General features: G+C 54.7%; 22 protein-coding genes and 1 pseudogene. 14 read left to right on the forward strand and 9 right to left on the reverse strand.

The genetic code is table 11. The features are described 5' to 3' along the window. Positions 1-23 precede the first annotated feature (23 nt). A complete protein-coding gene (locus tag ABFI50_RS09375) occupies positions 24-857 on the reverse strand; it encodes an EamA family transporter (protein ID WP_047343396.1) in 834 nt (277 codons plus the stop codon). Between the two features lie 62 nt (positions 858-919). Then, positions 920-1,366 carry a GNAT family N-acetyltransferase gene (locus tag ABFI50_RS09380; RefSeq protein WP_014881927.1) on the reverse strand — a complete coding sequence of 149 codons (447 nt, stop codon included), beginning with the start codon at positions 1,364-1,366 and terminating at the stop codon, positions 920-922. Positions 1,367-2,007: 641 nt separating this feature from the next. On the opposite strand from ABFI50_RS09380, the gene ABFI50_RS09385 reads away from it, so the two are divergent. From ABFI50_RS09385 to ABFI50_RS09430, 10 genes and pseudogenes are all read left to right on the forward strand, one after another. Next, positions 2,008-2,322 (forward strand): type II toxin-antitoxin system HigB family toxin, encoded by a 315-nt coding sequence (locus ABFI50_RS09385; protein ID WP_023331686.1) that lies wholly within the window; start codon positions 2,008-2,010, stop codon positions 2,320-2,322. Beyond that, positions 2,319-2,738 carry a helix-turn-helix domain-containing protein gene (locus ABFI50_RS09390; RefSeq protein WP_023331687.1) on the forward strand — a complete coding sequence of 140 codons (420 nt, stop codon included), beginning with the start codon at positions 2,319-2,321 and terminating at the stop codon, positions 2,736-2,738. Before ABFI50_RS09385 ends, ABFI50_RS09390 begins: the two co-directional genes overlap by 4 nt. 149 nt (positions 2,739-2,887) lie before the next feature. Then, complete coding sequence (gene ivbL / locus ABFI50_RS09395) at positions 2,888-2,986, forward strand: ilvB operon leader peptide IvbL (protein ID WP_023331688.1); 99 nt, start codon at positions 2,888-2,890, stop codon at positions 2,984-2,986. A gap of 106 nt (positions 2,987-3,092) precedes the next feature. Further along, on the forward strand, positions 3,093-4,781 hold the full coding sequence (gene ilvB / locus ABFI50_RS09400; RefSeq protein WP_347485913.1) for an acetolactate synthase large subunit: 1,689 nt from the start codon (positions 3,093-3,095) through the stop codon (positions 4,779-4,781). 3 nt (positions 4,782-4,784) lie between these two features. After that, positions 4,785-5,072, forward strand: a complete 288-nt coding sequence (gene ilvN, locus ABFI50_RS09405) for an acetolactate synthase small subunit (protein ID WP_010426528.1) — start codon at positions 4,785-4,787, stop codon at positions 5,070-5,072. Between the two features lie 82 nt (positions 5,073-5,154). Further along, complete coding sequence (gene uhpA, locus ABFI50_RS09410; protein WP_014881931.1) at positions 5,155-5,748, forward strand: transcriptional regulator UhpA; 594 nt, start codon at positions 5,155-5,157, stop codon at positions 5,746-5,748. Then, the gene (gene uhpB, locus ABFI50_RS09415) at positions 5,745-7,250 is read left to right on the forward strand and encodes a signal transduction histidine-protein kinase/phosphatase UhpB (RefSeq protein ID WP_032635254.1); all 1,506 of its coding nucleotides are present in this window, start codon (positions 5,745-5,747) and stop codon (positions 7,248-7,250) included. The genes uhpA and uhpB overlap by 4 nt, the downstream gene beginning before the upstream one ends. Beyond that, positions 7,243-8,553 carry an MFS transporter gene (locus tag ABFI50_RS09420; protein WP_347485916.1) on the forward strand — a complete coding sequence of 437 codons (1,311 nt, stop codon included), beginning with the start codon at positions 7,243-7,245 and terminating at the stop codon, positions 8,551-8,553. The genes uhpB and ABFI50_RS09420 overlap by 8 nt, the downstream gene beginning before the upstream one ends. A 140-nt stretch (positions 8,554-8,693) precedes the next feature. Next, positions 8,694-10,078 (forward strand): annotated as a pseudogene (gene uhpT / locus ABFI50_RS09425) (hexose-6-phosphate:phosphate antiporter). Between the two features lie 376 nt (positions 10,079-10,454). Beyond that, positions 10,455-10,937 (forward strand): Hcp family type VI secretion system effector, encoded by a 483-nt coding sequence (locus ABFI50_RS09430; protein ID WP_014881935.1) that lies wholly within the window; start codon positions 10,455-10,457, stop codon positions 10,935-10,937. Between the two features lie 24 nt (positions 10,938-10,961). On the opposite strand, the gene ABFI50_RS09435 is transcribed toward ABFI50_RS09430, so the two are convergent. Next, on the reverse strand, positions 10,962-11,279 hold the full coding sequence (locus ABFI50_RS09435; RefSeq protein WP_014881936.1) for a DUF1493 family protein: 318 nt from the start codon (positions 11,277-11,279) through the stop codon (positions 10,962-10,964). Then, positions 11,279-11,731: an STM2901 family protein gene (locus tag ABFI50_RS09440; RefSeq protein WP_014881937.1), complete on the reverse strand. Its 453-nt coding sequence runs from the start codon at positions 11,729-11,731 to the stop codon at positions 11,279-11,281. Before ABFI50_RS09440 ends, ABFI50_RS09435 begins: the two co-directional genes overlap by 1 nt. Positions 11,732-12,043: 312 nt before the next feature. Between ABFI50_RS09440 and ABFI50_RS09445 the strand changes: the two genes are divergently transcribed. Next, complete coding sequence (locus ABFI50_RS09445) at positions 12,044-13,063, forward strand: alpha/beta hydrolase (protein ID WP_347485920.1); 1,020 nt, start codon at positions 12,044-12,046, stop codon at positions 13,061-13,063. A gap of 94 nt (positions 13,064-13,157) precedes the next feature. Continuing rightward, positions 13,158-13,610, forward strand: a complete 453-nt coding sequence (locus tag ABFI50_RS09450; RefSeq protein ID WP_032635261.1) for a DUF1198 domain-containing protein — start codon at positions 13,158-13,160, stop codon at positions 13,608-13,610. Here ABFI50_RS09450 and ABFI50_RS09455 read toward each other — a convergent pair. Then, positions 13,607-14,527, reverse strand: coding sequence for a LysR family transcriptional regulator (locus ABFI50_RS09455; RefSeq protein WP_023331694.1), 921 nt, complete (start codon positions 14,525-14,527; stop codon positions 13,607-13,609). The two genes, ABFI50_RS09450 and ABFI50_RS09455, sit on opposite strands and share 4 nt — an antisense overlap. Positions 14,528-14,870: 343 nt before the next feature. Between ABFI50_RS09455 and ABFI50_RS09460 the strand changes: the two genes are divergently transcribed. Continuing rightward, positions 14,871-16,091 (forward strand): MFS transporter, encoded by a 1,221-nt coding sequence (locus ABFI50_RS09460; RefSeq protein ID WP_193971160.1) that lies wholly within the window; start codon positions 14,871-14,873, stop codon positions 16,089-16,091. A 99-nt stretch (positions 16,092-16,190) separates the two neighbouring features. On the opposite strand, the gene ABFI50_RS09465 is transcribed toward ABFI50_RS09460, so the two are convergent. Further along, complete coding sequence (locus ABFI50_RS09465; protein WP_045281342.1) at positions 16,191-17,189, reverse strand: aldo/keto reductase; 999 nt, start codon at positions 17,187-17,189, stop codon at positions 16,191-16,193. Between the two features lie 207 nt (positions 17,190-17,396). Between ABFI50_RS09465 and nepI the strand changes: the two genes are divergently transcribed. Then, the gene (gene nepI / locus ABFI50_RS09470; RefSeq protein WP_047343386.1) at positions 17,397-18,587 is read left to right on the forward strand and encodes a purine ribonucleoside efflux pump NepI; all 1,191 of its coding nucleotides are present in this window, start codon (positions 17,397-17,399) and stop codon (positions 18,585-18,587) included. A gap of 42 nt (positions 18,588-18,629) precedes the next feature. Here nepI and ABFI50_RS09475 read toward each other — a convergent pair whose 3' ends face one another. From ABFI50_RS09475 to ABFI50_RS09485, 3 genes are all read right to left on the reverse strand, one after another. After that, positions 18,630-19,535 (reverse strand): EamA family transporter, encoded by a 906-nt coding sequence (locus tag ABFI50_RS09475; protein ID WP_347485924.1) that lies wholly within the window; start codon positions 19,533-19,535, stop codon positions 18,630-18,632. 154 nt (positions 19,536-19,689) lie between these two features. Beyond that, complete coding sequence (locus tag ABFI50_RS09480; protein WP_048996442.1) at positions 19,690-21,069, reverse strand: carbohydrate porin; 1,380 nt, start codon at positions 21,067-21,069, stop codon at positions 19,690-19,692. A 136-nt stretch (positions 21,070-21,205) separates the two neighbouring features. Beyond that, positions 21,206-21,508: a PTS lactose/cellobiose transporter subunit IIA gene (locus ABFI50_RS09485; RefSeq protein WP_029741865.1), complete on the reverse strand. Its 303-nt coding sequence runs from the start codon at positions 21,506-21,508 to the stop codon at positions 21,206-21,208. Positions 21,509-21,511: the final 3 nt, after the last annotated feature.

Genomic DNA, 21,511 nt, shown 5'->3' on the forward strand with positions numbered 1-21,511 from the left:
CGGCAACTAATGTTGCCAGTGATTTATGCGAGGCGCAGGAGAATAGCGCCGCCAGCAATACCCAGCGCCGCAGCGATGCGCAGGCCCGCAACCTTCTCTTTTAAAAGCACAAAGGCAATCAGCGCCCCGAAAAGAATCGAGGTTTCACGCAGCGCCGCGACTACGGCCAGCGGTGCCTGCGTCATCGCCCACAGTGCCAGGCCATACGAGCCCATGGTACCGACGCCGCCGAGCAGCCCCTTTTTCCAGTGCAGACGCAGGTAGCCAAAGGCTTCACGCCGACGCGCCACCATCGCCCAGCTCAGCAGGCAAAAACCGTTCATAAAAAAGGTCCACAGCGTGTAGCCCAGCGCAGTGTCCGAGAGCCGCACCCCGGTGCCGTCCACCAGCGTATATCCGGCGATAAAACAGGCGTTCAGTAGCGCCAGCCAGATCCCTTTTCGGGACTGCATGCGCCCGTTCATCGCCATCGCCAGAATCGACAGGCAGATCACTCCGATGCCGGACCAGGCCAGCCAGGAGAGACGATCGCCAAGTGCCAGGACGCTGATCAGCGCCACCAGCAGTGGGGCGGTGCCGCGCATCAGCGGGTAGGTTTGACTCATATCGGAGACCTGATAGGTCTTCGCCACCAGCACGGTGTACACCACCTGTAAGGCGCAGGAGACGATTAAAAACGGCCAGCTTGCAGCAGAAGGCTGTGGAGAGAAGGGGAGCAACACCAGCGCAATCAGCGTAGCGGAGCCGCTGACGCTTATCGCAGAATAGAGCTTGTCCGTTCCGGCCTTAACGATAGCGTTCCAGCTGGCATGCAGCAGCGCGGCAAACAGCAAAATGCAGAATACGGTGATGGTCATGGCGTATCGGGTGGTGAATTGTCACTCAACTGTAACATTCACGTCCTGATGCTGCCAGTCGGTTACACCGCACAAAACAGGCGGTGCGTCACCCGCGGCTCATCCGAGACCAGCGTGAAACCCGCCCGGCGGTAGAACCCATACGCGGTATCCGGCGCGTGGGTATTCAGGAAATCAAACCAGATGCTGGCATCGGCCATCACCACGGTTAAAAGCTGTTTGCCGATGCCCAAGCCGCGACACTTCTCGCTAACATAGAGATGGCGAATGCGCCCGGCGCGCGGTTGCTGGCTGAAGGGATCGCGGTTGAGACCGCATACGCCTACCAGCTTACCGTTAAGAAACGCCCCCAGCAGCTTTTCGCCCGGCGCGTTAAAGCGGTTTTCACCCCGCTGCCAGTTCTCTTCCAGCCTGCGCAGCATGTTGAAATTCAATGCAATACTTTCCGCCTTCAGGGCGATATAGCCCGGTTCATCAGGCGTAACAGGCTCAATTAACAGACGCGACATAGCATTCCCTCGTTATTAAAGAGGGGCGGTTGCCCGCCCCTCTCAGGTGCGACTTGAACCTGACTTACCGAACGTATTTCAGGACAGCATCAAGCAGTTGCAATACTGCAACAATGAGTTTGAGGATAAGTATCACCATATCCACGATGCTCATACGCGTCTCCTTTTGGTAAAAAGGAGCACGATGCTGGCGTACCTTTCCGCCGCCTGTTGCCAGCACCTGGATTGACGTAACACAGTGTGCTCACTTCAGGGGTTAAGGCACTGACGGCACCACCCGTTTCAGCCAGGACTTCATTGCGCCGGTAGAACTGCGGCCCCCTCGCTCACTGCGAACACCCTCAGTATAGATAAATACTGTATGCATGAACAGTATTTTTTGGACAAAAATCGAAAGGCGACCCATACTCAAAAACGTCAAAATCCGTGCCGGAATTGCGCGTTCGTCCTCGATCGCGTATACTTTTTGCGTTGACGTAACACAGTGTGTTCTGCGGCGACCAACCGCAAAACCCTGATAAAAACCTCGCTCCGGCGGGGTTTTTTGTTTTCTGGGTCCGTCCTAAGCAGGCCTTCCGTTGACTAATTGGCAATCCGTGATATTGTTGCCATAATGGCAACGGACGCGGCAGGTATGCAGTATGCATTTAATCTCAATGAAGGCAATTTTGGATGCGGTGATCCAGTTTCCGCAACACAGAGAGGAGCTTCTCTTTCTGGGGCGAACCATCGAAAAGAGCCATTGCACGACGCCTGTTGCGCTAAGAAAAATCTTTCCAACGCTAGATAATTTGAAGTATCTCGATAAGCATTATGTTATTGATATTGCTAACAACAACCTCAGAGTAGTGGCTCTCATATTCTTTGAAAGCCAAAAGTTTTATGTGCGCCATGTTTTTACTCATAAGGAATATGACCGTTTTACGGAGAAACATCGCACTAAGGGGAAGAAATGATGATCGTAGCTGATGCAATGAAAGCAACGCATGCCCTTGTCGCGGCGGTTCCTTTATTGGGTGAACATCCAAACGAGAAAGATTACCAGGACGCACTTGAGCTGGTTGAGTATTTACTGATGAACGAACCTGGCAGCCCTTTGCTGGATATCGTATGTGCAAGAATTCGTCGTTACGAAGCCAATCGACCCGAAATTGTCGCCTTACGCCAGGAGATGGAATCTGTCCCAGTGGGCATTGCCGTTTTAAGAACCCTTATGGATCAATACAAACTGACTATTTCGGATTTTCAGGATGAAATTGGCAGTAAATCAATGGTTTCAAGGGTGTTGAACGGTCAACGTCAGCTGACGTTGAACCATATAAAAAAACTGGCTGCTCGCTTTGGGGTATCGCCTGCGCTGTTCATTGAATGAAATACTCACGTCCGACTACTGTTTTCATCACCCAACAAACGAAACGTGATCCCTGACGCATTTTTGTCCAGATGAAAATATTTCCATTGTCACGCCCGAAAACCTGTGTTTGTATAAATTCAATCAATGATTCCAAACACAGGTTCCTAATGACTCCATCTCTGTTCACCTCGACCCTACTAAAAACTGCGCAACCAGCCGCAGTGGTCGTCGTGCGTGTGGTGGTGGTCGTCGGCAATGCGCCGTAGGGACTGGATCAACACACGAATCCAAAACCCCGCCGGCGCAAACCGGGCGGGGTTTTTCGTTTAGGACCCTCCCCGGAAGGCTGGCTCAGAAGAAAAGGACTGGAGCATGGCAAGTTCGGGCACAACATCTACTAAGACGCGTTTTACGGGCGCGCAGCTGATCGTTCATTTGCTGGAACGACAGGGCATCACCACGGTTGCGGGCATCCCGGGCGGCACGGTGCTGCCGCTGTACGATGCGTTAAGCCAAAGCACAAAAATCCGCCACGTGCTGGCTCGCCACGAGCAGGGCGCGGGCTTTATCGCGCAGGGCATGGCGCGTACCCAGGGGAAACCGGCGGTTTGTATGGCGTGTAGCGGGCCGGGGGCAACCAACCTGGTAACGGCCATCGCCGACGCGCGCCTCGACTCCATTCCGCTGATCTGCATTACCGGCCAGGTGCCGTCTTCGATGATCGGTACCGATGCGTTCCAGGAAGTGGATACCTACGGCATCTCTATCCCCATCACCAAACATAACTATTTAGTTCGCGATATCAGCGAGCTTCCTCAGGTTATCAGCGATGCGTTTCGCATTGCGCAGTCTGGCCGCCCGGGCCCGGTGTGGATAGACATTCCTAAGGATGTCCAGACCGCAGAGATCGAGATTGACGTGCTGCCAGAGCCGGGCGACCGTGCCCCCGCGCCGGAATTCAGTGCTGAGAGCGTGCGTGACGCCGTGGCGATGATTAATGCCGCCAAACGCCCGGTGCTCTATCTGGGCGGTGGGGCGATTAACGCCGCGAATGAAATCCGCCAGTTCGCTGAAAAAGCCAGCCTGCCCACCACCATGACCCTGATGGCGCTCGGCATGCTGCCTAAAGCGCACCCGCTCTCTCTTGGCATGCTGGGCATGCACGGCGCGCGCAGCACCAACTACATCCTGCAAGAAGCGGATTTGCTGATTGTAATGGGCGCGCGTTTTGATGACCGGGCGATTGGCAAAACCGAGCAGTTCTGCCCGAACGCCAAAATCATCCATGTGGACATCGACCGCGCCGAGCTGGGTAAAATTAAGCAGCCGCACGTGGCCATTCAGGGCGACGTGGCTGAAGTGCTGGCGCAGCTGATCCCGCAGACGGACGCAGCCGACCGTGCCGACTGGCGTCAGCTGGTCGCCGATTTGCAAAAAGAGTTCCCGGGCGCCATCCCGACCGAGGGCGATCCGCTGAGCCACTATGGTCTTATCAACGCTGTGGCCGCCTGCGTGGACGACAGCGCGATTATTACCACCGACGTGGGCCAGCATCAGATGTGGACCGCCCAGGCCTACCCGCTGAACCGTCCGCGCCAGTGGCTGACCTCCGGTGGCCTCGGCACTATGGGCTTTGGCCTGCCTGCTGCCGTGGGTGCGGCGCTGGCGAATCCGGACCGCAAAGTCATCTGCTTCTCCGGTGACGGCAGCCTGATGATGAACATTCAGGAAATGGCGACCGCGGCCGAAAACCAGTTAGACGTCAAAATCATTCTGATGAACAACGAGGCGCTGGGGCTGGTACACCAGCAGCAGAGCCTGTTCTACAAGCAGGGCGTATTTGCCGCGACCTATCCGGGAATGATTAACTTTATGCAGATTGCTGCCGGTTTTGGCCTTCACACCTGCGATCTGAACGCCGAAGAGGATGCCCACGCGGCGCTGCAGGCGGCGATTTCGCGTCCCGGCCCGGCGCTGATCCACGTGCGTATCGACCCTGAACAAAAAGTGTATCCGATGGTGCCGCCGGGTGCGGCAAATACTGAGATGGTGGGGGAATAAACCATGCAGAAACAACATGATAACGTCATTCTGGAACTCACCGTCCGCAACCATCCTGGCGTCATGACCCACGTCTGCGGGCTGTTTGCCCGCCGGGCGTTTAACGTGGAAGGCATTCTCTGTCTGCCGATTCAGGGCAGCGAGCACAGCCGCATCTGGCTACTGGTCAACGATGACCAGCGTCTGGAGCAGATGATGGCGCAGATCGACAAGCTGGAAGATGTCACCAAAGTGGCGCGCAACCAGTCCGATCCCACCATGTTTAACAAAATTGCGGTGTTTTTCGAGTAGATCGCTTAAGGTAAGCGTCTTTCGCTCTTGTAGGCCGGATAAGCGCAGCGCCATCCGGCGTTTTCAGACCGCAGGATCAAACATGACCACCATCGCGCTTATCGACGACCACCTTATCGTCCGCTCCGGCTTTGCCCAGCTTCTCAACCTCGAACCCGATTTTCAGGTCGTGGCCGAGTTTGGCTCCGGTCGTGAGGCGCTGGCGGGCCTGCCGGGGCGCGGAGTGCAGGTCTGTATCTGCGATATCTCAATGCCGGATCTCTCCGGTCTGGAGCTGTTAAGCCAGCTGCCGAAAGGGATGGCGACGATCATGCTCTCGGTCCACGACAGCCCGGCGCTGGTCGAGCAGGCGCTCAACGCGGGCGCACGCGGGTTCCTCTCAAAACGCTGTAGCCCGGACGAGCTGATCGCCGCCGTGCGTACCGTCTCCACCGGCGGCTGCTATTTAACACCGGATATCGCCATTAAGCTGGCGGCCGGACGTCAGGATCCGCTCACTAAACGCGAACGTCAGGTTGCAGAGAAACTCGCACAGGGGATGTCGGTGAAAGAGATTGCGGCCGAGCTGGACCTGTCGCCAAAAACCGTCCACGTTCACCGCGCCAATCTGATGGAAAAACTCAACGTCAGCAACGATGTCGAGCTGGCGCGCCGCATGTTTGATAGCTGGCAATGAACCCGCTGTTTTCGCGGCTGATCGCCGTCGTCGCCAGCTTTTTTATCTTTTCTGCCGCATGGTTCTGCCTGTGGAGCATCAGCCTGCATCTGGTGGAGCGGCCCGAGCTGGCGGTATTGCTGTTCCCCTTCGGCCTGCGTCTGGGGTTGATGCTGCAATGTCCGCGCGGCTACTGGCCCGTTTTGCTGGGCGCAGAGTGGCTGATGCTGGTCTGGCTGGCGCAGGAAGTTGCGCTCACGCAGCTGCCATTATTGATGACCGGAAGCCTGCTCACGCTTATCCCGGTTGCGCTCATTTCCCGTTATCGTCACCAGCGTGACTGGCGCACGCTGCTGCGTCAGGGGGCGGCGCTGATTGCCGCCGCGCTGCTGCAATCGCTGCCGTGGGCTGGCGACAAGGAGATGCTCAACGCCCTGCTGCTGACCCTCACCGGCGGGCTGACCCTTGCGCCGACCTGTCTGGTTTTCTGGCACTACCTCACCAGCACCGTCTGGCAGCCGCTGGGGCCTGCGCTGGTCTCCCAGCCCGTCAACTGGCGCGCCCGGCATCTCATCTGGTATCTGCTGCTGTTTGTGGTGAGCCTGTGGCTACAGCTCGGCCTGCCCGCAGAGCTTTCACGCTTCACACCGTTTTGTCTGGCGCTGCCGATCATCGCCCTCGCCTGGCACTACGGCTGGCAGGGCGCCTTAATTGCCACGCTGATGAACGCCATCGCGCTCATTGCCAGCCAGACCTGGCACGACCATCCGGTGGACCTGCTGCTTTCCCTGCTGGCTCAAAGCCTGACCGGGCTGCTGCTGGGGGCGGGGATCCAGCGTCTGCGCGAGCTGAACCAGTCTCTGCAAAACGAGCTGGCGCGTAATCGCCGTCTGGCGGAGCGTCTGCTGGAGACGGAAGAGAGCGTGCGGCAGGAGGTCGCCCGTGAGCTGCATGATGACATCGGCCAGACCATCACCGCCATCCGCACCCAGGCGGGCATTGTCCAGCGTCTGGCGGCGGAAAATGCCGGTGTGAAGCAGGGCGGGGCGCATATCGAACAGCTTTCGCTGGGGGTTTATGACGCCGTTCGCCGCTTGCTGGGACGGCTGCGTCCGCGCCAGCTTGACGACCTGTCACTTGAGCTGGCGATACGCTCCCTGATGCGCGAGATGGAGCTGGAAAGCCGCGGCATTGTCAGCCATCTCGACTGGCGAATTAATGAATCTGCGCTGAGTGAAGGCCAGCGCGTGACGCTGTTCCGCGTCTGTCAGGAAGGGCTGAATAATATCGTCAAACACGCCAATGCCAGCGCGGTCACCATTCAGGGCGGCCAGCAGAACGATCGCCTGACGCTGGTGATTGAAGACGACGGCTGCGGCCTGCCGCCGGGCTCCGGCCAGCAGGGTTTTGGCCTGGCGGGCATGCGCGAGCGCGTGAAGGCGCTTGGTGGCACGCTGGCTATCTCCTGTACCCACGGGACGCGCGTTAGCGTCAGCCTGCCGCTAAGGAACCACCATGTTTAAAGTGCCTGCCAACGCCTCACCGCTAGGCGACAAAGCGGAAATTGACGCGCGCTACCGCTACTGGCGTCGCCATATCCTGATGACCATCTGGCTTGGCTATGCGCTGTTTTACTTTACCCGCAAAAGCTTTAACGCCGCCGCGCCGGAAATCCTCGCCAGCGGCGTGATGACGCGTACCGATATCGGCCTGCTGGCGACGCTGTTTTACATCACCTACGGCCTGTCGAAGTTCTTCTCCGGCATCGTCAGCGACCGCTCCAACGCGCGCTACTTTATGGGCGTCGGGCTGATTGCCACCGGCGTGGTAAATATCCTGTTCGGCTTCTCCACCTCGCTGTGGGCCTTTGCCCTGCTGTGGGCACTGAACGCTTTTTTCCAGGGCTGGGGAGCGCCGGTTTGTGCCCGCCTGCTCACCGCCTGGTACTCGCGCAACGAGCGCGGCGGCTGGTGGGCAATCTGGAACACCGCGCATAACGTCGGCGGGGCGCTGATCCCGATGGTAGTCGGTGCGGCGGCGCTGCACTACGGCTGGCGCGCAGGGATGATGATTGCCGGGGGCCTGGCGATTGTTGCCGGGCTGTTCCTCTGCTGGCGCCTGCGCGACAGGCCGCAAACCGTTGGACTGCCTGCGGTGGGCGACTGGCGGCACGACGAGATGGAGATTGCCCAACAGCAGGAAGGGGCGGGGCTGACCCGCAAAGAGATTCTGACCAAATACGTGCTGAAAAATCCCTACATCTGGCTACTCTCGCTCTGTTACGTGCTGGTTTACGTGGTACGTGCGGCGATCAACGACTGGGGCAATCTGTACATGTCGGAGACGCTCGGGGTGGATCTGGTCACCGCCAACTCGGCGGTCACGATGTTCGAGCTGGGCGGATTTATCGGCGCGCTGGTGGCAGGCTGGGGCTCGGACAAGCTGTTTAACGGCAACCGAGGCCCAATGAACCTGATCTTCGCCGCCGGGATATTGCTCTCCGTCGGCTCGCTGTGGCTGATGCCGTTCGCCAGTTACGTGATGCAGGCGGCATGCTTCTTCACCATCGGCTTCTTCGTGTTTGGCCCGCAGATGCTGATCGGCATGGCCGCGGCGGAGTGCTCGCACAAAGAGGCGGCGGGTGCGGCGACGGGGTTTGTCGGGCTGTTTGCCTATCTTGGCGCATCGCTCTCCGGCTGGCCCCTGGCGCGGGTGATCGACACCTGGCACTGGAGCGGTTTCTTCGCGGTCATCGCCATCGCGGCGGGGATCTCTGCCCTGCTGCTGCTGCCCTTCCTGCACGCGCAGGCCCCGCGCGAAGCGTGACACACTTCACCTTTTACTGCCGAGTGGCGCAAAACTAAGAAATTTTCCCGGTTTTACCTGGACGCTGTCTCAGGCATCTCTCCCGGCTGATTTTTACAATGCCTGCCATTCGCAGGTAAAAATCAGCTCAGGAGCAAACCATGCTGGCCTTCCTCAATCAGGTGCGCAAGCCGACCCTGGATCTGCCGCTCGACGTGCGGCGCAAAATGTGGTTCAAACCGTTCATGCAGTCGTATCTGGTGGTGGCTACCTGACCATGTACCTGATCCGCAAAAACTTTAACATCGCGCAGAACGACATGATCTCGACCTACGGGCTGAGCATGACGCAGCTGGGGATGATTGGCCTGGGATTCTCCATCACCTACGGGGTGGGGAAAACGGTGGTTTCCTACTATGCGGACGGTAAAAATACCAAGCAGTTCCTGCCGTTTATGCTGATTCTCTCCGCCATCTGTATGCTCGGCTTCAGCGCCAGCATGGGCGCAGGCTCCGTGAGCCTGTTCCTGATGATCGCTTTCTATGCCCTGAGTGGTTTCTTCCAGAGTACCGGCGGATCGTGCAGCTACTCCACCATCACCAAATGGACCCCGCGCCGCAAGCGTGGTTCGTACCTCGGCATGTGGAACATCTCGCATAACCTCGGCGGTGCGGGCGCGGCAGGCGTGGCGCTGTTCGGCGCGAACTATCTGTTCGATGGCCACGTGATCGGCATGTTTATCTTCCCGTCGATTATCGCCCTGATTGTCGGCTTTATCGGCCTGCGCTTCGGCAGCGATTCTCCGGAATCTTACGGCCTCGGCAAAGCCGAAGAGCTGTTCGGCGAGGAGATCAGCGAAGAGGACAAAGAGACCGAAGAAAACGAGATGACCAAATGGCAGATCTTTGTTGAGTATGTGCTGAAAAACAAAGTGATCTGGCTGCTGTGCTTCTCAAACATCTTCCTGTACGTGGTGCGTATCGGCATCGACCAGTGGTCGACGGTGTATGCTTTCCAGGAGCTGAAGCTTTCTAAAGAAGTCGCGATTCAGGGCTTCACCCTGTTTGAAGTGGGCGCGCTGGTCGGCACGCTGCTGTGGGGCTGGCTCTCGGATCTCGCCAATGGCCGCCGCGCGCTGGTGGCCTGCGTCGCGCTGGCGCTGATTATCGCCACGCTCGGCGTCTACCAGCACGCCAGCAACCAGTATGTTTACCTGGCTTCCCTGTTTGCGCTCGGCTTCCTGGTATTTGGTCCACAGCTGCTGATTGGCGTGGCAGCGGTCGGGTTTGTACCGAAGAAAGCGATCGGCGCAGCCGATGGGATTAAAGGCACCTTCGCTTACCTGATCGGCGACAGTTTCGCCAAGCTGGGGCTGGGGATGATTGCCGACGGTACGCCAATTTTTGGCCTCACCGGCTGGGCAGGCACCTTTGCGGCGCTGGATGCGGCAGCCATTGGCTGTATCGTCCTGATGGCGATGGTTGCGGTGCTGGAAGAACGTAAAATTCGTCGCGAAAGGCGAGTGCAGAAATTGAAAACAGCCTGAGTGTGCAGGTAACTTCTTTGCCCGGCTGACCGTCGGGCTTTTTTCCCTTCCCGCTACTCCTCAGAAAAAGATTACGGCTCATTTTTCCACTCCACCAGCAGTCGGTCGCCAGAGGACCGGTTGTAATACGGTGTTTTCTGGAGCGTTCATAATCTGACTTCTTAATATGGTTAAAAAATGCCTGGTCAATATCTCAAAAAGAGATCGACCAGGCGTAAACATGACCTGGATTGAACTTTTATAGCCGCACCGGGCATAGGCTGGGGGGAGATAGGCGCACTAAAAAGAAGAACATGAATTGAGTTTTCAAGCCAACCGCTAGCCAGAACACAACCCGGTGTTTGACTATTACAACGTTCTCAAGGAAAAAATTAACATGGCTATACCAGCTTACTTATGGCTTAAGGATGACGGTGGAGCATTAATCAAAGGCGGAGTTGATGTTCAGCACAGAGAATGCAGCATTGAGGTAAAGGGGTTCCATCATAACCTCATGATTCCAAATGATAACGCCACCGGCAAAATAACCGGTACGCGCATACATTCCCCTATGTTAATCATTAAAGAATTCGATTGCTCAAGCCCATATCTCTATAAAGCGGTAGCGACAGGGCAAAGCCTGGTCTCTGCTGAGATAAAATGGTACAGGATTAACTACTCCGGCCTGGAAGAAGAATACTTTACTATGCTGCTCGAAGGCGTCAGGGTCGTTTCTATCTCGCCCGCGATGGCACCAGGCGATAACCCTAACGAAAACCATATGGAAACGGTTGAACTACGTTACGAGAAAATCACCTGGAAGCATAACGACGGGAACATCATCTTTAGCGATGCCTGGAACGAGCGCCAGTCAGCGTAAAGAACGTAAGGGGCAAGCCGCCCCTTAATCATATAACCAGTGTCCGGATTTGGCAGACTCAATAATCATTTCGAGCGTTAGCGGCTTATACTGTCGATCCCGAAACTTCTTTCGAAGTCCAAACTGGAACCAAAACAGCTCCGGCTCAAAATAGTTGTCCAGAACAAAGTTGCTGTACTCAATCCCATAGCGATTGAAAAGGTCAAGCAGCATATCCTCAAGATCTTCAGGAACGAGGTTAAAATGCTCCTGGAAGGTCCATTCCTTCTGGGCGGGACGTTTCAGTTCACTGTAGTTTTCAGTGATGTAATCCAAAAATTCTTGATCATCAGGCAATAACATTAGAAGTATGTCCATTCGATCCGATCTTTCGGTCGGGCTATCAGGTTGTACTTGTTTCTGGTTTCTTTGGCCACAAGGGCAAAAACAATGACTGCCTGGGCATAGCCGACGAACGGAACAACCCTTCCAACTACTGCCCCAACCTTATTTGTTTGTCTTGTTTTACCCATACCGATCATGGTCTCCACCCTCATACCTCCAGGAAAGCGGACTCCCTTTAATATGCGACGTGCTAGTTTGGAGGCAACACTTGTACGCGAGCCTGACGCGCCTAACACCTTACGCTTGGGTATTAAAGGCTGACCTGCAAGGATTGTTGCAGCAGTCTCTATCGTTACGCCCAAATGGTTCGCCAGACCCTCAGCGAATATCAGCAAAAATAGCTCCTGTGGGGTTACATTCGAATTCCCGCGATAGAAATACGTCCCACCAGATTCCTCTATTGTATCCATAGCATCATCCTGAATTCAGTTTAAACAAGGTTATAGCCTTGCTTAATGTAAGGATAATGAGTGAGTAATAGTTTTATGAAATTAAGAAAAGCGCCCGCAAACAGGCTATTTGTCGATTATGAGGTCGTGATGTCGGCAAGCTGTAATGATGCTGGCATCTTCTGAAATTGCATATAACATATGAGCTTGACTTAAGGATATTTTACATCCCACCTTTACTCCGCTTTACAGGCCCGCTCCCCTGCATGCTCTACAGTTTATTTTTGCTGCCGCGCTGCGCGGCATTTGGCCGTTTTGTTATGGAGAGCCTGCATGTTAACCCGACGATTATCCTGCCTTGCGCTGCTGATGGCGCTGGCGTCACCCGCAATGGCCGCGGATACCCCTTCCTACGGCGAGAAGCTGGAAGGTTTCGATTATGGCTGGCCGGTAAAACACTTTACCTTTACCTCGCAAAACCAGTCTCTGGATATGGCTTATCTGGACGTTAAGCCGGAAATACCCAACGGTCGCACCGTGGTATTGATGCACGGCAAAAACTTCTGCGCTGGAACCTGGGACGGCACGATCCGTGCGCTCTCAGCCAGGGGTTATCGCGTGGTTGCACCCGACCAGATCGGTTTCTGTAAATCCACCAAGCCGGAGCGGTATCAGTACACCTTCCAGCAGCTGGCGGACAATACCCATGCGCTGCTCGCATCCCTGGGTGTCGATCGCGTGACGGTTATCGGGCATTCGACCGGCGGCATGCTGGCGACGCGCTACGCGCTAATGTGGCCGCAGCAGGTGGAACAGTTGGTGATGATCAATCCGATTGGGCTGGAAGACTGGAAAGCGCGCGGTGTGCCGCATATTACCGTCGACCAGTGGTACCAGCGCGAACTGAAAGTCAGTGCCGACGGTATTCGTCAGTACGAGAAAAACACCTACTACGCTGGGGAGTGGAAGCCGGAATACGAGCGTTGGGTGACCATGCTCGCCGGGCTGAACAACGGGCCGGGCAAAGCGCGCGTGGCCTGGAACTCGGCGCTGCTCTACGACATGATCTACACCCAGCCGGTGATCTACGAATTTAGTGAGCTGAAGATGCCGGTATTATTGATGATCGGCACGAAGGACAACACCGCCATCGGGAAAGATCTCGCCCCGCCGGAGATCCGCAAGACGCTCGGCAACTATGCGGTGCTGGGGAAAGAGACGGCAAAACGCATTCCGCACGCGACGCTGGTGGAATTTAACGATATGGGTCATGCGCCGCAGATGCAGGATCCTGCGCGCTTCCACGAGGCACTGCTGAAGGGGCTTCAGCGCGGCGATCCGCTTTCAGAATGATTTTCCACCTCTTTTCACTGCACTAATAGCGTTTTGCCCGCTGTTGAGGCCTTGCGTTTCCCGCTATGATAAGCGGCTAGTCTGAGGAGAACGCATGGTCTGGATAATGCTGGCAACGCTTGCCGTGGTGTTTGTGGTGGGATTTCGTGTCCTGACCTCAGATTCCCGCCGCGCCATCAAACGTTTAAGCGAACGGCTGGGGATTACCCCGATGCCGATCGAGTCGATGATTGACCAGTTCGGTAAAACACCGGGCAATGAATTTATCCGCTACCTTGAGCGGCCTGACGAGGCGCATCTGCAAAACGCCGCGCAGGTGCTGCTCATCTGGCAGGTCTGTATTGTCGACGGTAGCGAAGAGAATCTGCATACCTGGCACCGTATGCTGCGTAAAGCCCGCCTTGCCGCACCCATTACCGATGCGCAAATTCGTCTGGCACTTGGCTTTATGCGCGAAATGGAGCCCGATCCGCTGGAGCTGAACGCCTTCCAGCTGCGCTATAACCAGCTATTTCTGCCGGAAGAAGGTGTGTTTTATCTGCATTAAGCCTTTTTGCCGCACAAGATATTCTGAGCGTTCAGGATCTCCTCCCGGTTTTCATTGAGGCGGGTTGCCGCATAGATATCAATATTGAGTCGCTTTGCCTCATCATCCGTTAGCTCGCGGTAACAGAGCCCCTCCTGATTGAAGGTGCATTTTGACTGAGGTAGCAGCGCAAACCCTTTCCCTCTTGCGATACGACTCAGCATCACCAGTGAATCGTCTGGTTCTTTTATGCGCTTCAGCGGCGTTTTCAGCGTGTCAAAGTAGCTTTCACATTTGTCGTAAAACGACGGATTAGCACTTCTGGAAAACCAGAAAATCGGTAAATCACTGATATCGTCGAGAGCGACTTTTTCTTTCAGGCTTGCAGGGTGTAAAGAAGGCATTGCGATAAGGAGCGGCTCCTGGCAAACCCAACGGTACTGGACAATATCTTCATGACCTGTCCCTTTTTCCCCTGTTAGCACCAGATCCAGCATATTTTTGGACAAGCTTTGCAGCAGCTGCGCTGATGTCAGGTCCGGTGTTTCAACATCATCCCCGGCGTTCAGTTTTTGAAGCTGCCTATTCACCGGTTCAATATATTCAAAATTAAGCGTCCGGGTGAGTCCGATCCGTAAGGTGGTTTCAGAGGAGAGGGAATCCGTTTTCAGTTCACTGATTTCGCGAAGAATTTTCTCAGCTTTTACCACCAGTGCGCGCCCTGATTCAGTGAGGCTTACGTCGTGCGTATTTCGACTGAAGAGCTGACGCTTCAAAACGGCCTCAAGACATTTAATCTGCCGGGTCAGAGGGGGCTGCGTCATCCTCAGACGTTCAGCTGCCTTGCGGAAGTTCAACTCATGCGCGACAGCGAGAAAGCATTGCAATTGTTTGATACTGGGAAGGTTATTGCTGATTAAATGTTCTGCTGTAGCCATAACGATGATCCTGAAAAGCGAAAAGGTATTTTCGTTTTATTTTATCTTCTCAGATCTTACACGGGAACGTTTAAAATAAAAACCTAAAAAAATAGTAATACAAAAACTATATTACAAATTTAATAATTCCATTTGAGTACTGGATTGATAAATTTCCCATGCAATTTTGACTCATTTTCTCTAACGCGGAATATGGCATTTAAATTCTGTTAAAGGTCGTCCACGTAATTATCAGAACTAGCGTGTTTGGCAAGAGGGTTCTGTGTAGATGATTATATCTTGCTTACGAGATGCACAGCAGAAAAAATGGCTAATTATATAAACGATTATTGAGGTAAGTAATATGATTTCAGAGAAATTACCGCAAAATATGACGCTAAAGTCATGGCTCGCTTTAGTTATTCTGGCAATTTCAACATTCACCATCGTTACCACTGAACTTGCGCCTGTAGGGTTATTAACTCCTATTGCAGAGGGGCTCCATTCTTCGGAATCCGCGGTTGGCATGACCGTGTCTCTTTATGCGTGGGTAGGGGCATTAAGCGCATTGTTTGCCTCCGTGTTCCTGGGAAATGTGGCGAAAAAGCGTCTTTTGTTGGTACTCACCGTCGTTCTTATGATATCCAATATTTTGGCCGCCACGGTAAGCACTTACGGTGCTCTACTGAGTGCGCGCGTATTGGGTGCACTTGCGCATGGTGCATTCTGGGCAATGATTGGAGCGACTGCAGTAGCCATTGTTCCTGCCCGTTATATCGGTACGGCAACATCAATCGTATTTGGCGGTGTTTCTGCGGCAAGCGTGTTTGGTGTACCGGTTTCAAATTATATTGGCATTCATTTGGGCTGGAGGCAGGCATTCTGGCTGATGGCAGCACTCAGCGTCGTGGCCTTTGTGGGCATTACTGTTCTTGTCCCGCAAATAAACAATAAAAGCGCGATGGGTATTGATGCTCTCAAAAGAGTGCTGAAATCGTCCACGCTGTGGAAAATTTACTTTGCCACGCTGCTTGCCGTTACCGCCCACTTTGCCGCATTTACCTACATTGAGCCTTGGTTACACATGCAGAGTTTACTCTCCGCTGCTTTTGTTCCGGCTGTGCTTTTAGTTTACGGCATCGCGGGTCTGGCCGGTAATTTCCTGACCGGCGTGTTGATTGATAAATATCTAAAGATGACGGTAGCTTTATCCGTGCTGCTTATCTGTGCGGTGCTGATCTTCCTCGGACGGTCAGGTTCCTCACTCTCTGTCGCGCTCATTTTCACTGCCATGGTTATCTGGGGCGTTGCGGTATCAGGAGTATTTGTCGGATTTCAGACATGGGTGTTACGTATGGCGGAAGATAAAACGTTTCCAGCCTCAGCACTCTATGTTTCGTTTTTCAATATCGCCATCGGTATCGGTGCTTCAGTGGGGGCCTGGATGGTGTCATCGTTCCCGGTCCCCCTCCTTTATATCGTAGCGGGCACAGCCATTGGCCTTTCCATCCTGCTTGTCGCGGTTATTCCTGCGAGCCTTACGACAAAACATTCTCGCGTGGAGAAATCGTTCGAGTCAAACTAACGACTGTGCAAGGCACTGCTGAGAAATAAAAAAACGTGACTTTGTTAGCCATAAAAAACCGGGTCTCCCCGGTTTTTTTACGTTGTTGAGCGGAATATATCAGGCGTTCACACCTTTCATGCCTTCTTCCGAATATCGTTCCCCTTTAATTTCTATCTTCCGATGAATGTTGTTCAGCGATTCAACATCGCTTTTTTCCAGAATAACTTCCGCCGCATGAGCGTTTTCAGCCAGATAACGGGTATGCTTAGTGCCAGGAATTGGAACCAGCTTATCGTATTGTGCTAGCAGCCAGGCCAGAGCAATTTGCCCTGTAGTGCAATCGTATTTCTGTGCAAGCGGGGTAATTGCATCGAGCAACTGGCGATTATGATCCAGACTGGACTGAATAAAACGCGCATTATTCTTGCGGAAATCACCGTCTGCAAAATCGTCGTTGCTGAGGTATTTGCCTGTCAGGAAGCCTCTGCCAAGAGGAGAGTAAGGGACCAGGCCGATACCCAACGCTTTCACAACCGGTAGAACGGTATCCTCAATATCACGCGTCCACAGCGAATATTCGGTTTGCAGCGCGGTGACCGGATGTACCGTATGGGCTCGCTGTAACGTTGAAGCCGACACTTCACAAAGACCAATGTGATTAATTTTACCTTCCTTAACGAGTGTGCTCAGGCACTCCATGCTTTCTTCGACCGGCGTTTCGTTGCTGACCCTGTGAAGATAAAAGAGATCAATCCGTTCAACGCCAAGCCGCTTAAGGGATTCGTTACAGCAGCGGATAATATAGTCGGGTGTGTTATTGATAGTGCGGGCATAGGACTCGTCAGGAGAGCGATCGATACCGCATTTCGTGGCAATTTTAAACTGCTCGCGAGTGCTTTTATCCAGCCCGGCAAGAAAGTGGCCGATCAGTCGTTCATTATGACCTCGGCCATATAAATTTGCGGTATCAATAAACGTCACGTTCAGATCGATGAGGTTATGCAACACCTGCAGTGAGCCTTTGTCATCAGTCTGGCCATAAAATTCACTCAGACCCATGGCACCGTAGCCGACGGCACTGACGGTAAGATTTTGAGATAAAGTACGTGTTTTCATAGTTTCTCCTTTTCAGACGCTATGATTGTTTCACCTCAATTGTGGTTACTGAATTTTCATTTTCGTTATGCTGAAAAGGTATCAGTCACCGCCGATCTGCCTTCCGAATCATTAAAAACCACAAAAGTTGTCTAAACGTTAAATCCGTCACACTTTTGATGATAAACTGCGCGACTTTTCCGCACGTTTTTATCTTCAGGTGACGCCATGACAGAACATATCCAGCCCTCGACCAGACCGCAGACCAAAGAGGTTTCACGCCCCAACTGGTCGGCGGTTTTCTCCGTGGCGTTCTGCGTTGCCTGCCTGATCACCGTCGAGTTTCTGCCGGTCAGCCTGCTGACGCCGATGGCGCAGGATCTCGGCATTTCCGAGGGCGTGGCGGGGCAGTCCGTTACCGTGACCGCCTTTGTGGCGATGTTCGCCAGTCTGTTTATTACGCAGGTGATTGGCGCCATTGACCGCCGCAAAGTGGTTATTCTTTTCAGCGTCCTGCTGACGCTCTCCTGCCTGCTGGTCTCCTTCGCGGAGAGCTTCACCCTGTTGCTGCTGGGGCGCGCCTGTCTGGGACTGGGTCTTGGCGGTTTCTGGGCGATGTCCGCCTCGCTCACCATGCGCCTGGTACCCGCGCGTACGGTGCCGAAAGCGCTGTCCGTCATCTTCGGCGCGGTCTCCATCGCGCTGGTGATTGCCGCACCGTTGGGCAGCTTCCTCGGCGGGATCATCGGCTGGCGTAACGTCTTCAACGCGGCGGCGGTGATGGGCGTGCTCTGTATTCTCTGGGTATGGAAGGCATTGCCGTCCCTGCCGGGCGAAGCGGCGCATCACAAACAGAATATGTTCAGCCTCCTCAAGCGTCCGGGTGTGCTGGCGGGGATGACCGCCATCTTTATGGCCTTTGCCGGGCAGTTTGCCTTCTTCACCTATATCCGTCCGGTGTATATGACCATGGCGGGCTTTGACGTGGATGGTCTGACGCTGGTGTTGCTGAGCTTTGGTATCGCCAGCTTTGTCGGTACGTCGCTGTCGTCACAGTTCCTGAAACGTTCCCTGAAAGTGGCGCTGGCTGGCGCACCGCTGGTACTGGCAGTGAGTGCCACGGTGCTGGTGCTGTGGGGTAGCGATAAGTGGGTTGCGTCAGCCATTGCGGTTGTCTGGGGCTTTGCTTTTGCGCTGGTGCCGGTGGGCTGGTCGACGTGGATTACTCGCTCGTTGGCCGATCAGGCGGAGAAAGCCGGGTCGATTCAGGTGGCCGTGATCCAACTGGCAAACACCTGCGGCGCGGCGGTGGGCGGCGTTGCACTGGACCATCTGGGACTGACGTCACCGCTGGTGATTTCCGGTACGCTGATGTTGCTGACAGCGCTGCTGGTGGCCGGGAAGGTTAAGGCGAAGTAAACCAAATGTCCCCTCTCCCCTATGGGGAGAGGGGACATCAGGCTACACCGATGCCTTAACCCTTCTACGCGAATCCATCGAAATCAACACCACCGACGACACAATCAACAGCGTCCCCAGCCAGTCCGGCAGGGTGAACGCCACACCCAGCAAAACCACCGACAGTAATGCGCTGCTCAGCGGCTCGGCGCAGCTCAGAATGCTTGCCTTCGGCCCGCCAATCATCTGTGCGCCTTTCAGATACAGGCTAAATGTCAGCGCCGTACCGATTACCACCAGGTAGAAGAAGGCCAGCAGCAGGCCGCCGTCAATCACAAAGGTGGTCCCGCGTCCGGCGTAGAACGGCGTCAGCATGAGCCCGGCAATCAACATACTCCAGCCGACAATCGGCAGCGTGCCGTAGCGGGCAATAAGTGTTGAGGGATACGTGGTGTAAAACGCGGCGGCAAAGGCCGAGGCGATACCGAAGAACAGCGCGGCAGGGGAGATGGAGAGCGAGGTCGGGTCGCCGTGAGTCACCAGCAGGAAAGTACCTATCAACGACGTAAAAATCGCTGACAGGACAAACACGCCGGGACGCTTTTTTCGCGCCAGCGCAAACCAGGCCACGATAATGGTCGGTGACAGAAACTGCAGCACGGTGGCGGTCGCCGCGTTGGATTTTTCAATCGTCAGCAGGAAGGTGAGCTGCACGGTAAGCGCGCCAACCAGAGAGAAGAACAGCAGGCTGAGGGCATCTTTGCGATGCTTGATGACCGAGAAAATCTTGTCGCCGTGAACGAAAGAAAGCGTCAGCAGGATCACGCCGGTAAACAGCAGGCGAACCATAGTCAGGTAAGGCGAAGAAATGTGGCTTTTCTCCATGATGTACTGCGCGCAAACCCCTGAACTTCCCCATAAAACGGCGGCGACCAGGACGTTTAACATCCCTTTGCGTGTGGAACCCATGTTCTCCCCTGCTATGTTGATTTTTTTTGTAGCATAACATGGGATATAGCCGGATTGTGTGCGGCCTGATGCCCTCACCCCAGCCCTCTCCCACGGGGAGAGGGAAAAAACACTAAAAACGGCAACGTTGCGTTGCCGTTTTGCGTTTACCTTGCTAGAACCACGCCTCCCACATCGCGCCGACGTTGAAGTCGTCCAGCGTTTCGTCTTTGGTATTATTCACGCGGGCGGTGCGTTCGTTATCCACTTTGCCGCCGGTCACGTAGAAGCGCAGCATTGGACGGAACTCCGGACCCATGGCGATAGACATGTTCTGCGACAGGGTCAGCTTCCAGCCCTTGTTATCGCCGCCGTTGTCATAATCAACGTGCTGCCAGCCCGCTTCGAGCCAGGTGGAGTGAACGTCGTTCCACCAGTGCATTGGGCGCACGATGGCGTTGTAGTTCTTACGGTTGTCGGTCTTATCACGACTGTTGTCGTAGTCGTGGAAGGCGAGGATGTACTCTACCTGCGTGGCCTGGGTGAATTTGTATAACCCTTCGAAGCTGGCGTAAACCGTGGTCAGATCCTCGGTTTTGTTGAACACGCTGTTGTCCGCATTATCGGAGTAACGCGCGATCACCTTGTTCACGCCGCTGTCGTTGGTGTGGCTCAGCACCACGCCGCCCTGCCAGGCGTTCAGGCGCTCGTCGCTTTCAACCGCTTTGGAGTCAAAGCCGTAGTTAGCGTACAGCTCCATGTCGATCGGGCCGAGCTTCATGCCATGAATTTTTGACGTCGCGGCGTAGTTGCCTTTGTCGCCCGTGCCGGAACCGCCGGTACAGGTGATGCGCGACGGGTTGGCTTCATCCTCCATCACTTCCGGGCTACAGGATTCCACCGCCGCCACGGCAGCGACGTCAAACTGCACGCCGCCGATGTCGAAGTTTTTCACACCGGCACCCTGGCCGTCGTGGTTCATCCAGAAGTAATCGTTAATGCCCTGCTGTGGACGCTGATGGAAGTCACGGCCCGCCCAGAAATAGGCGTTCGGGTTGGAGGCCATAATGTTGGTCACGCCCGCGTAGGCTTTTTTAAGGTTAACTTCGTCGCCCCAGTGGTCGATCATCACGTTGATGTCCCAAATGGCGCCGTTATCACCCTTGAAGGCTTTAGAGAGCTGGAATTCCCCACCGTTGCCCTCGTTACCCAGACGACCAATCGCGGAGGCGCCGTTGTAGGAACCGTCCACCGCCACGTATTTCTGATCGGCGGCCTGGAAGTGCGCGCCGTAGCGGGCGTAACCGGTAAATTTCACCCCGAACGGGATCGCCATATCCGGGGATTGCGCCGCGCTTTGCGGCTCGGTCACCACGTCTGCCTTTTTCGCGACCGCCGCATCCATTTTGGCCTGCCGCTCGGCCAGCGCTTTGTCCACCGCTTTAGCCACAATGGCGTCGATTTGCTCCTGCGTAAATTCTTGTGCGAGTACAGAAATTGGGCAAATCGCGGCGATAACCGCCATGGTTAATGGAAGTTTTTTAATCGTATTCATGGTTATCTCAATATAGTTTAATTTTATTCAGACAATAACCATCCCGCTCCGATCTGACAGAGTATGTCGCTATCATCAGAACAAGTGGATCTCTATTTAGGGTACAGAGGTATTACATTAATTATTTCGCCATAGACTATCTCTGATATAAATGAATAATTTCTTCGGATAATTCACGCGCTAATAAGGAGTTCATTAAATGATCCTGGGCATGAACCATAATTAAGGTCATCGGCTGGCGGCCTTCGCCAGCATCCTGCTCAATCAGTTTGGTTTGCATCTTGTGCGCCTGGCGCGCGTAGCCATCGGCTTCGCGCAGCAGACTTTTGGCCTCGTCAATGTTGCCCTGACGCGCCGCGTGCAGGGCTTCAAAGCACAGGCTGCGGGACTGTCCGGCATTGACGATAATTTCCATTACGGCTTCTTCTAGTGCGATCATCAT

It is taken from the genome of Enterobacter sp. HNDS-6, assembly GCF_039850505.1.
In the GTDB taxonomy this organism is placed as follows: domain Bacteria; phylum Pseudomonadota; class Gammaproteobacteria; order Enterobacterales; family Enterobacteriaceae; genus Enterobacter; species Enterobacter kobei.

Excerpts from the sequence above, each read along its gene's own strand:
- ABFI50_RS09375 (WP_047343396.1), bottom strand. The coding sequence starts at position 857 with ATGACCATCACCGTATTCTGCATTTTGCTGTTTGCCGCGCTGCTGCAT.
- ABFI50_RS09380 (WP_014881927.1), bottom strand. The coding sequence starts at position 1,366 with ATGTCGCGTCTGTTAATTGAGCCTGTTACGCCTGATGAACCGGGCTAT.
- ABFI50_RS09385 (WP_023331686.1), top strand. The coding sequence starts at position 2,008 with ATGCATTTAATCTCAATGAAGGCAATTTTGGATGCGGTGATCCAGTTT.
- ABFI50_RS09390 (WP_023331687.1), top strand. The coding sequence starts at position 2,319 with ATGATGATCGTAGCTGATGCAATGAAAGCAACGCATGCCCTTGTCGCG.
- ivbL (WP_023331688.1), top strand. The coding sequence starts at position 2,888 with ATGACTCCATCTCTGTTCACCTCGACCCTACTAAAAACTGCGCAACCA.
- ilvB (WP_347485913.1), top strand. The coding sequence starts at position 3,093 with ATGGCAAGTTCGGGCACAACATCTACTAAGACGCGTTTTACGGGCGCG.
- ilvN (WP_010426528.1), top strand. The coding sequence starts at position 4,785 with ATGCAGAAACAACATGATAACGTCATTCTGGAACTCACCGTCCGCAAC.
- uhpA (WP_014881931.1), top strand. The coding sequence starts at position 5,155 with ATGACCACCATCGCGCTTATCGACGACCACCTTATCGTCCGCTCCGGC.
- uhpB (WP_032635254.1), top strand. The coding sequence starts at position 5,745 with ATGAACCCGCTGTTTTCGCGGCTGATCGCCGTCGTCGCCAGCTTTTTT.
- ABFI50_RS09420 (WP_347485916.1), top strand. The coding sequence starts at position 7,243 with ATGTTTAAAGTGCCTGCCAACGCCTCACCGCTAGGCGACAAAGCGGAA.
- ABFI50_RS09430 (WP_014881935.1), top strand. The coding sequence starts at position 10,455 with ATGGCTATACCAGCTTACTTATGGCTTAAGGATGACGGTGGAGCATTA.
- ABFI50_RS09435 (WP_014881936.1), bottom strand. The coding sequence starts at position 11,279 with ATGTTATTGCCTGATGATCAAGAATTTTTGGATTACATCACTGAAAAC.
- ABFI50_RS09440 (WP_014881937.1), bottom strand. The coding sequence starts at position 11,731 with ATGGATACAATAGAGGAATCTGGTGGGACGTATTTCTATCGCGGGAAT.
- ABFI50_RS09445 (WP_347485920.1), top strand. The coding sequence starts at position 12,044 with ATGTTAACCCGACGATTATCCTGCCTTGCGCTGCTGATGGCGCTGGCG.
- ABFI50_RS09450 (WP_032635261.1), top strand. The coding sequence starts at position 13,158 with ATGGTCTGGATAATGCTGGCAACGCTTGCCGTGGTGTTTGTGGTGGGA.
- ABFI50_RS09455 (WP_023331694.1), bottom strand. The coding sequence starts at position 14,527 with ATGGCTACAGCAGAACATTTAATCAGCAATAACCTTCCCAGTATCAAA.
- ABFI50_RS09460 (WP_193971160.1), top strand. The coding sequence starts at position 14,871 with ATGATTTCAGAGAAATTACCGCAAAATATGACGCTAAAGTCATGGCTC.
- ABFI50_RS09465 (WP_045281342.1), bottom strand. The coding sequence starts at position 17,189 with ATGAAAACACGTACTTTATCTCAAAATCTTACCGTCAGTGCCGTCGGC.
- nepI (WP_047343386.1), top strand. The coding sequence starts at position 17,397 with ATGACAGAACATATCCAGCCCTCGACCAGACCGCAGACCAAAGAGGTT.
- ABFI50_RS09475 (WP_347485924.1), bottom strand. The coding sequence starts at position 19,535 with ATGGGTTCCACACGCAAAGGGATGTTAAACGTCCTGGTCGCCGCCGTT.
- ABFI50_RS09480 (WP_048996442.1), bottom strand. The coding sequence starts at position 21,069 with ATGAATACGATTAAAAAACTTCCATTAACCATGGCGGTTATCGCCGCG.
- ABFI50_RS09485 (WP_029741865.1), bottom strand. The coding sequence starts at position 21,508 with ATGATCGCACTAGAAGAAGCCGTAATGGAAATTATCGTCAATGCCGGA.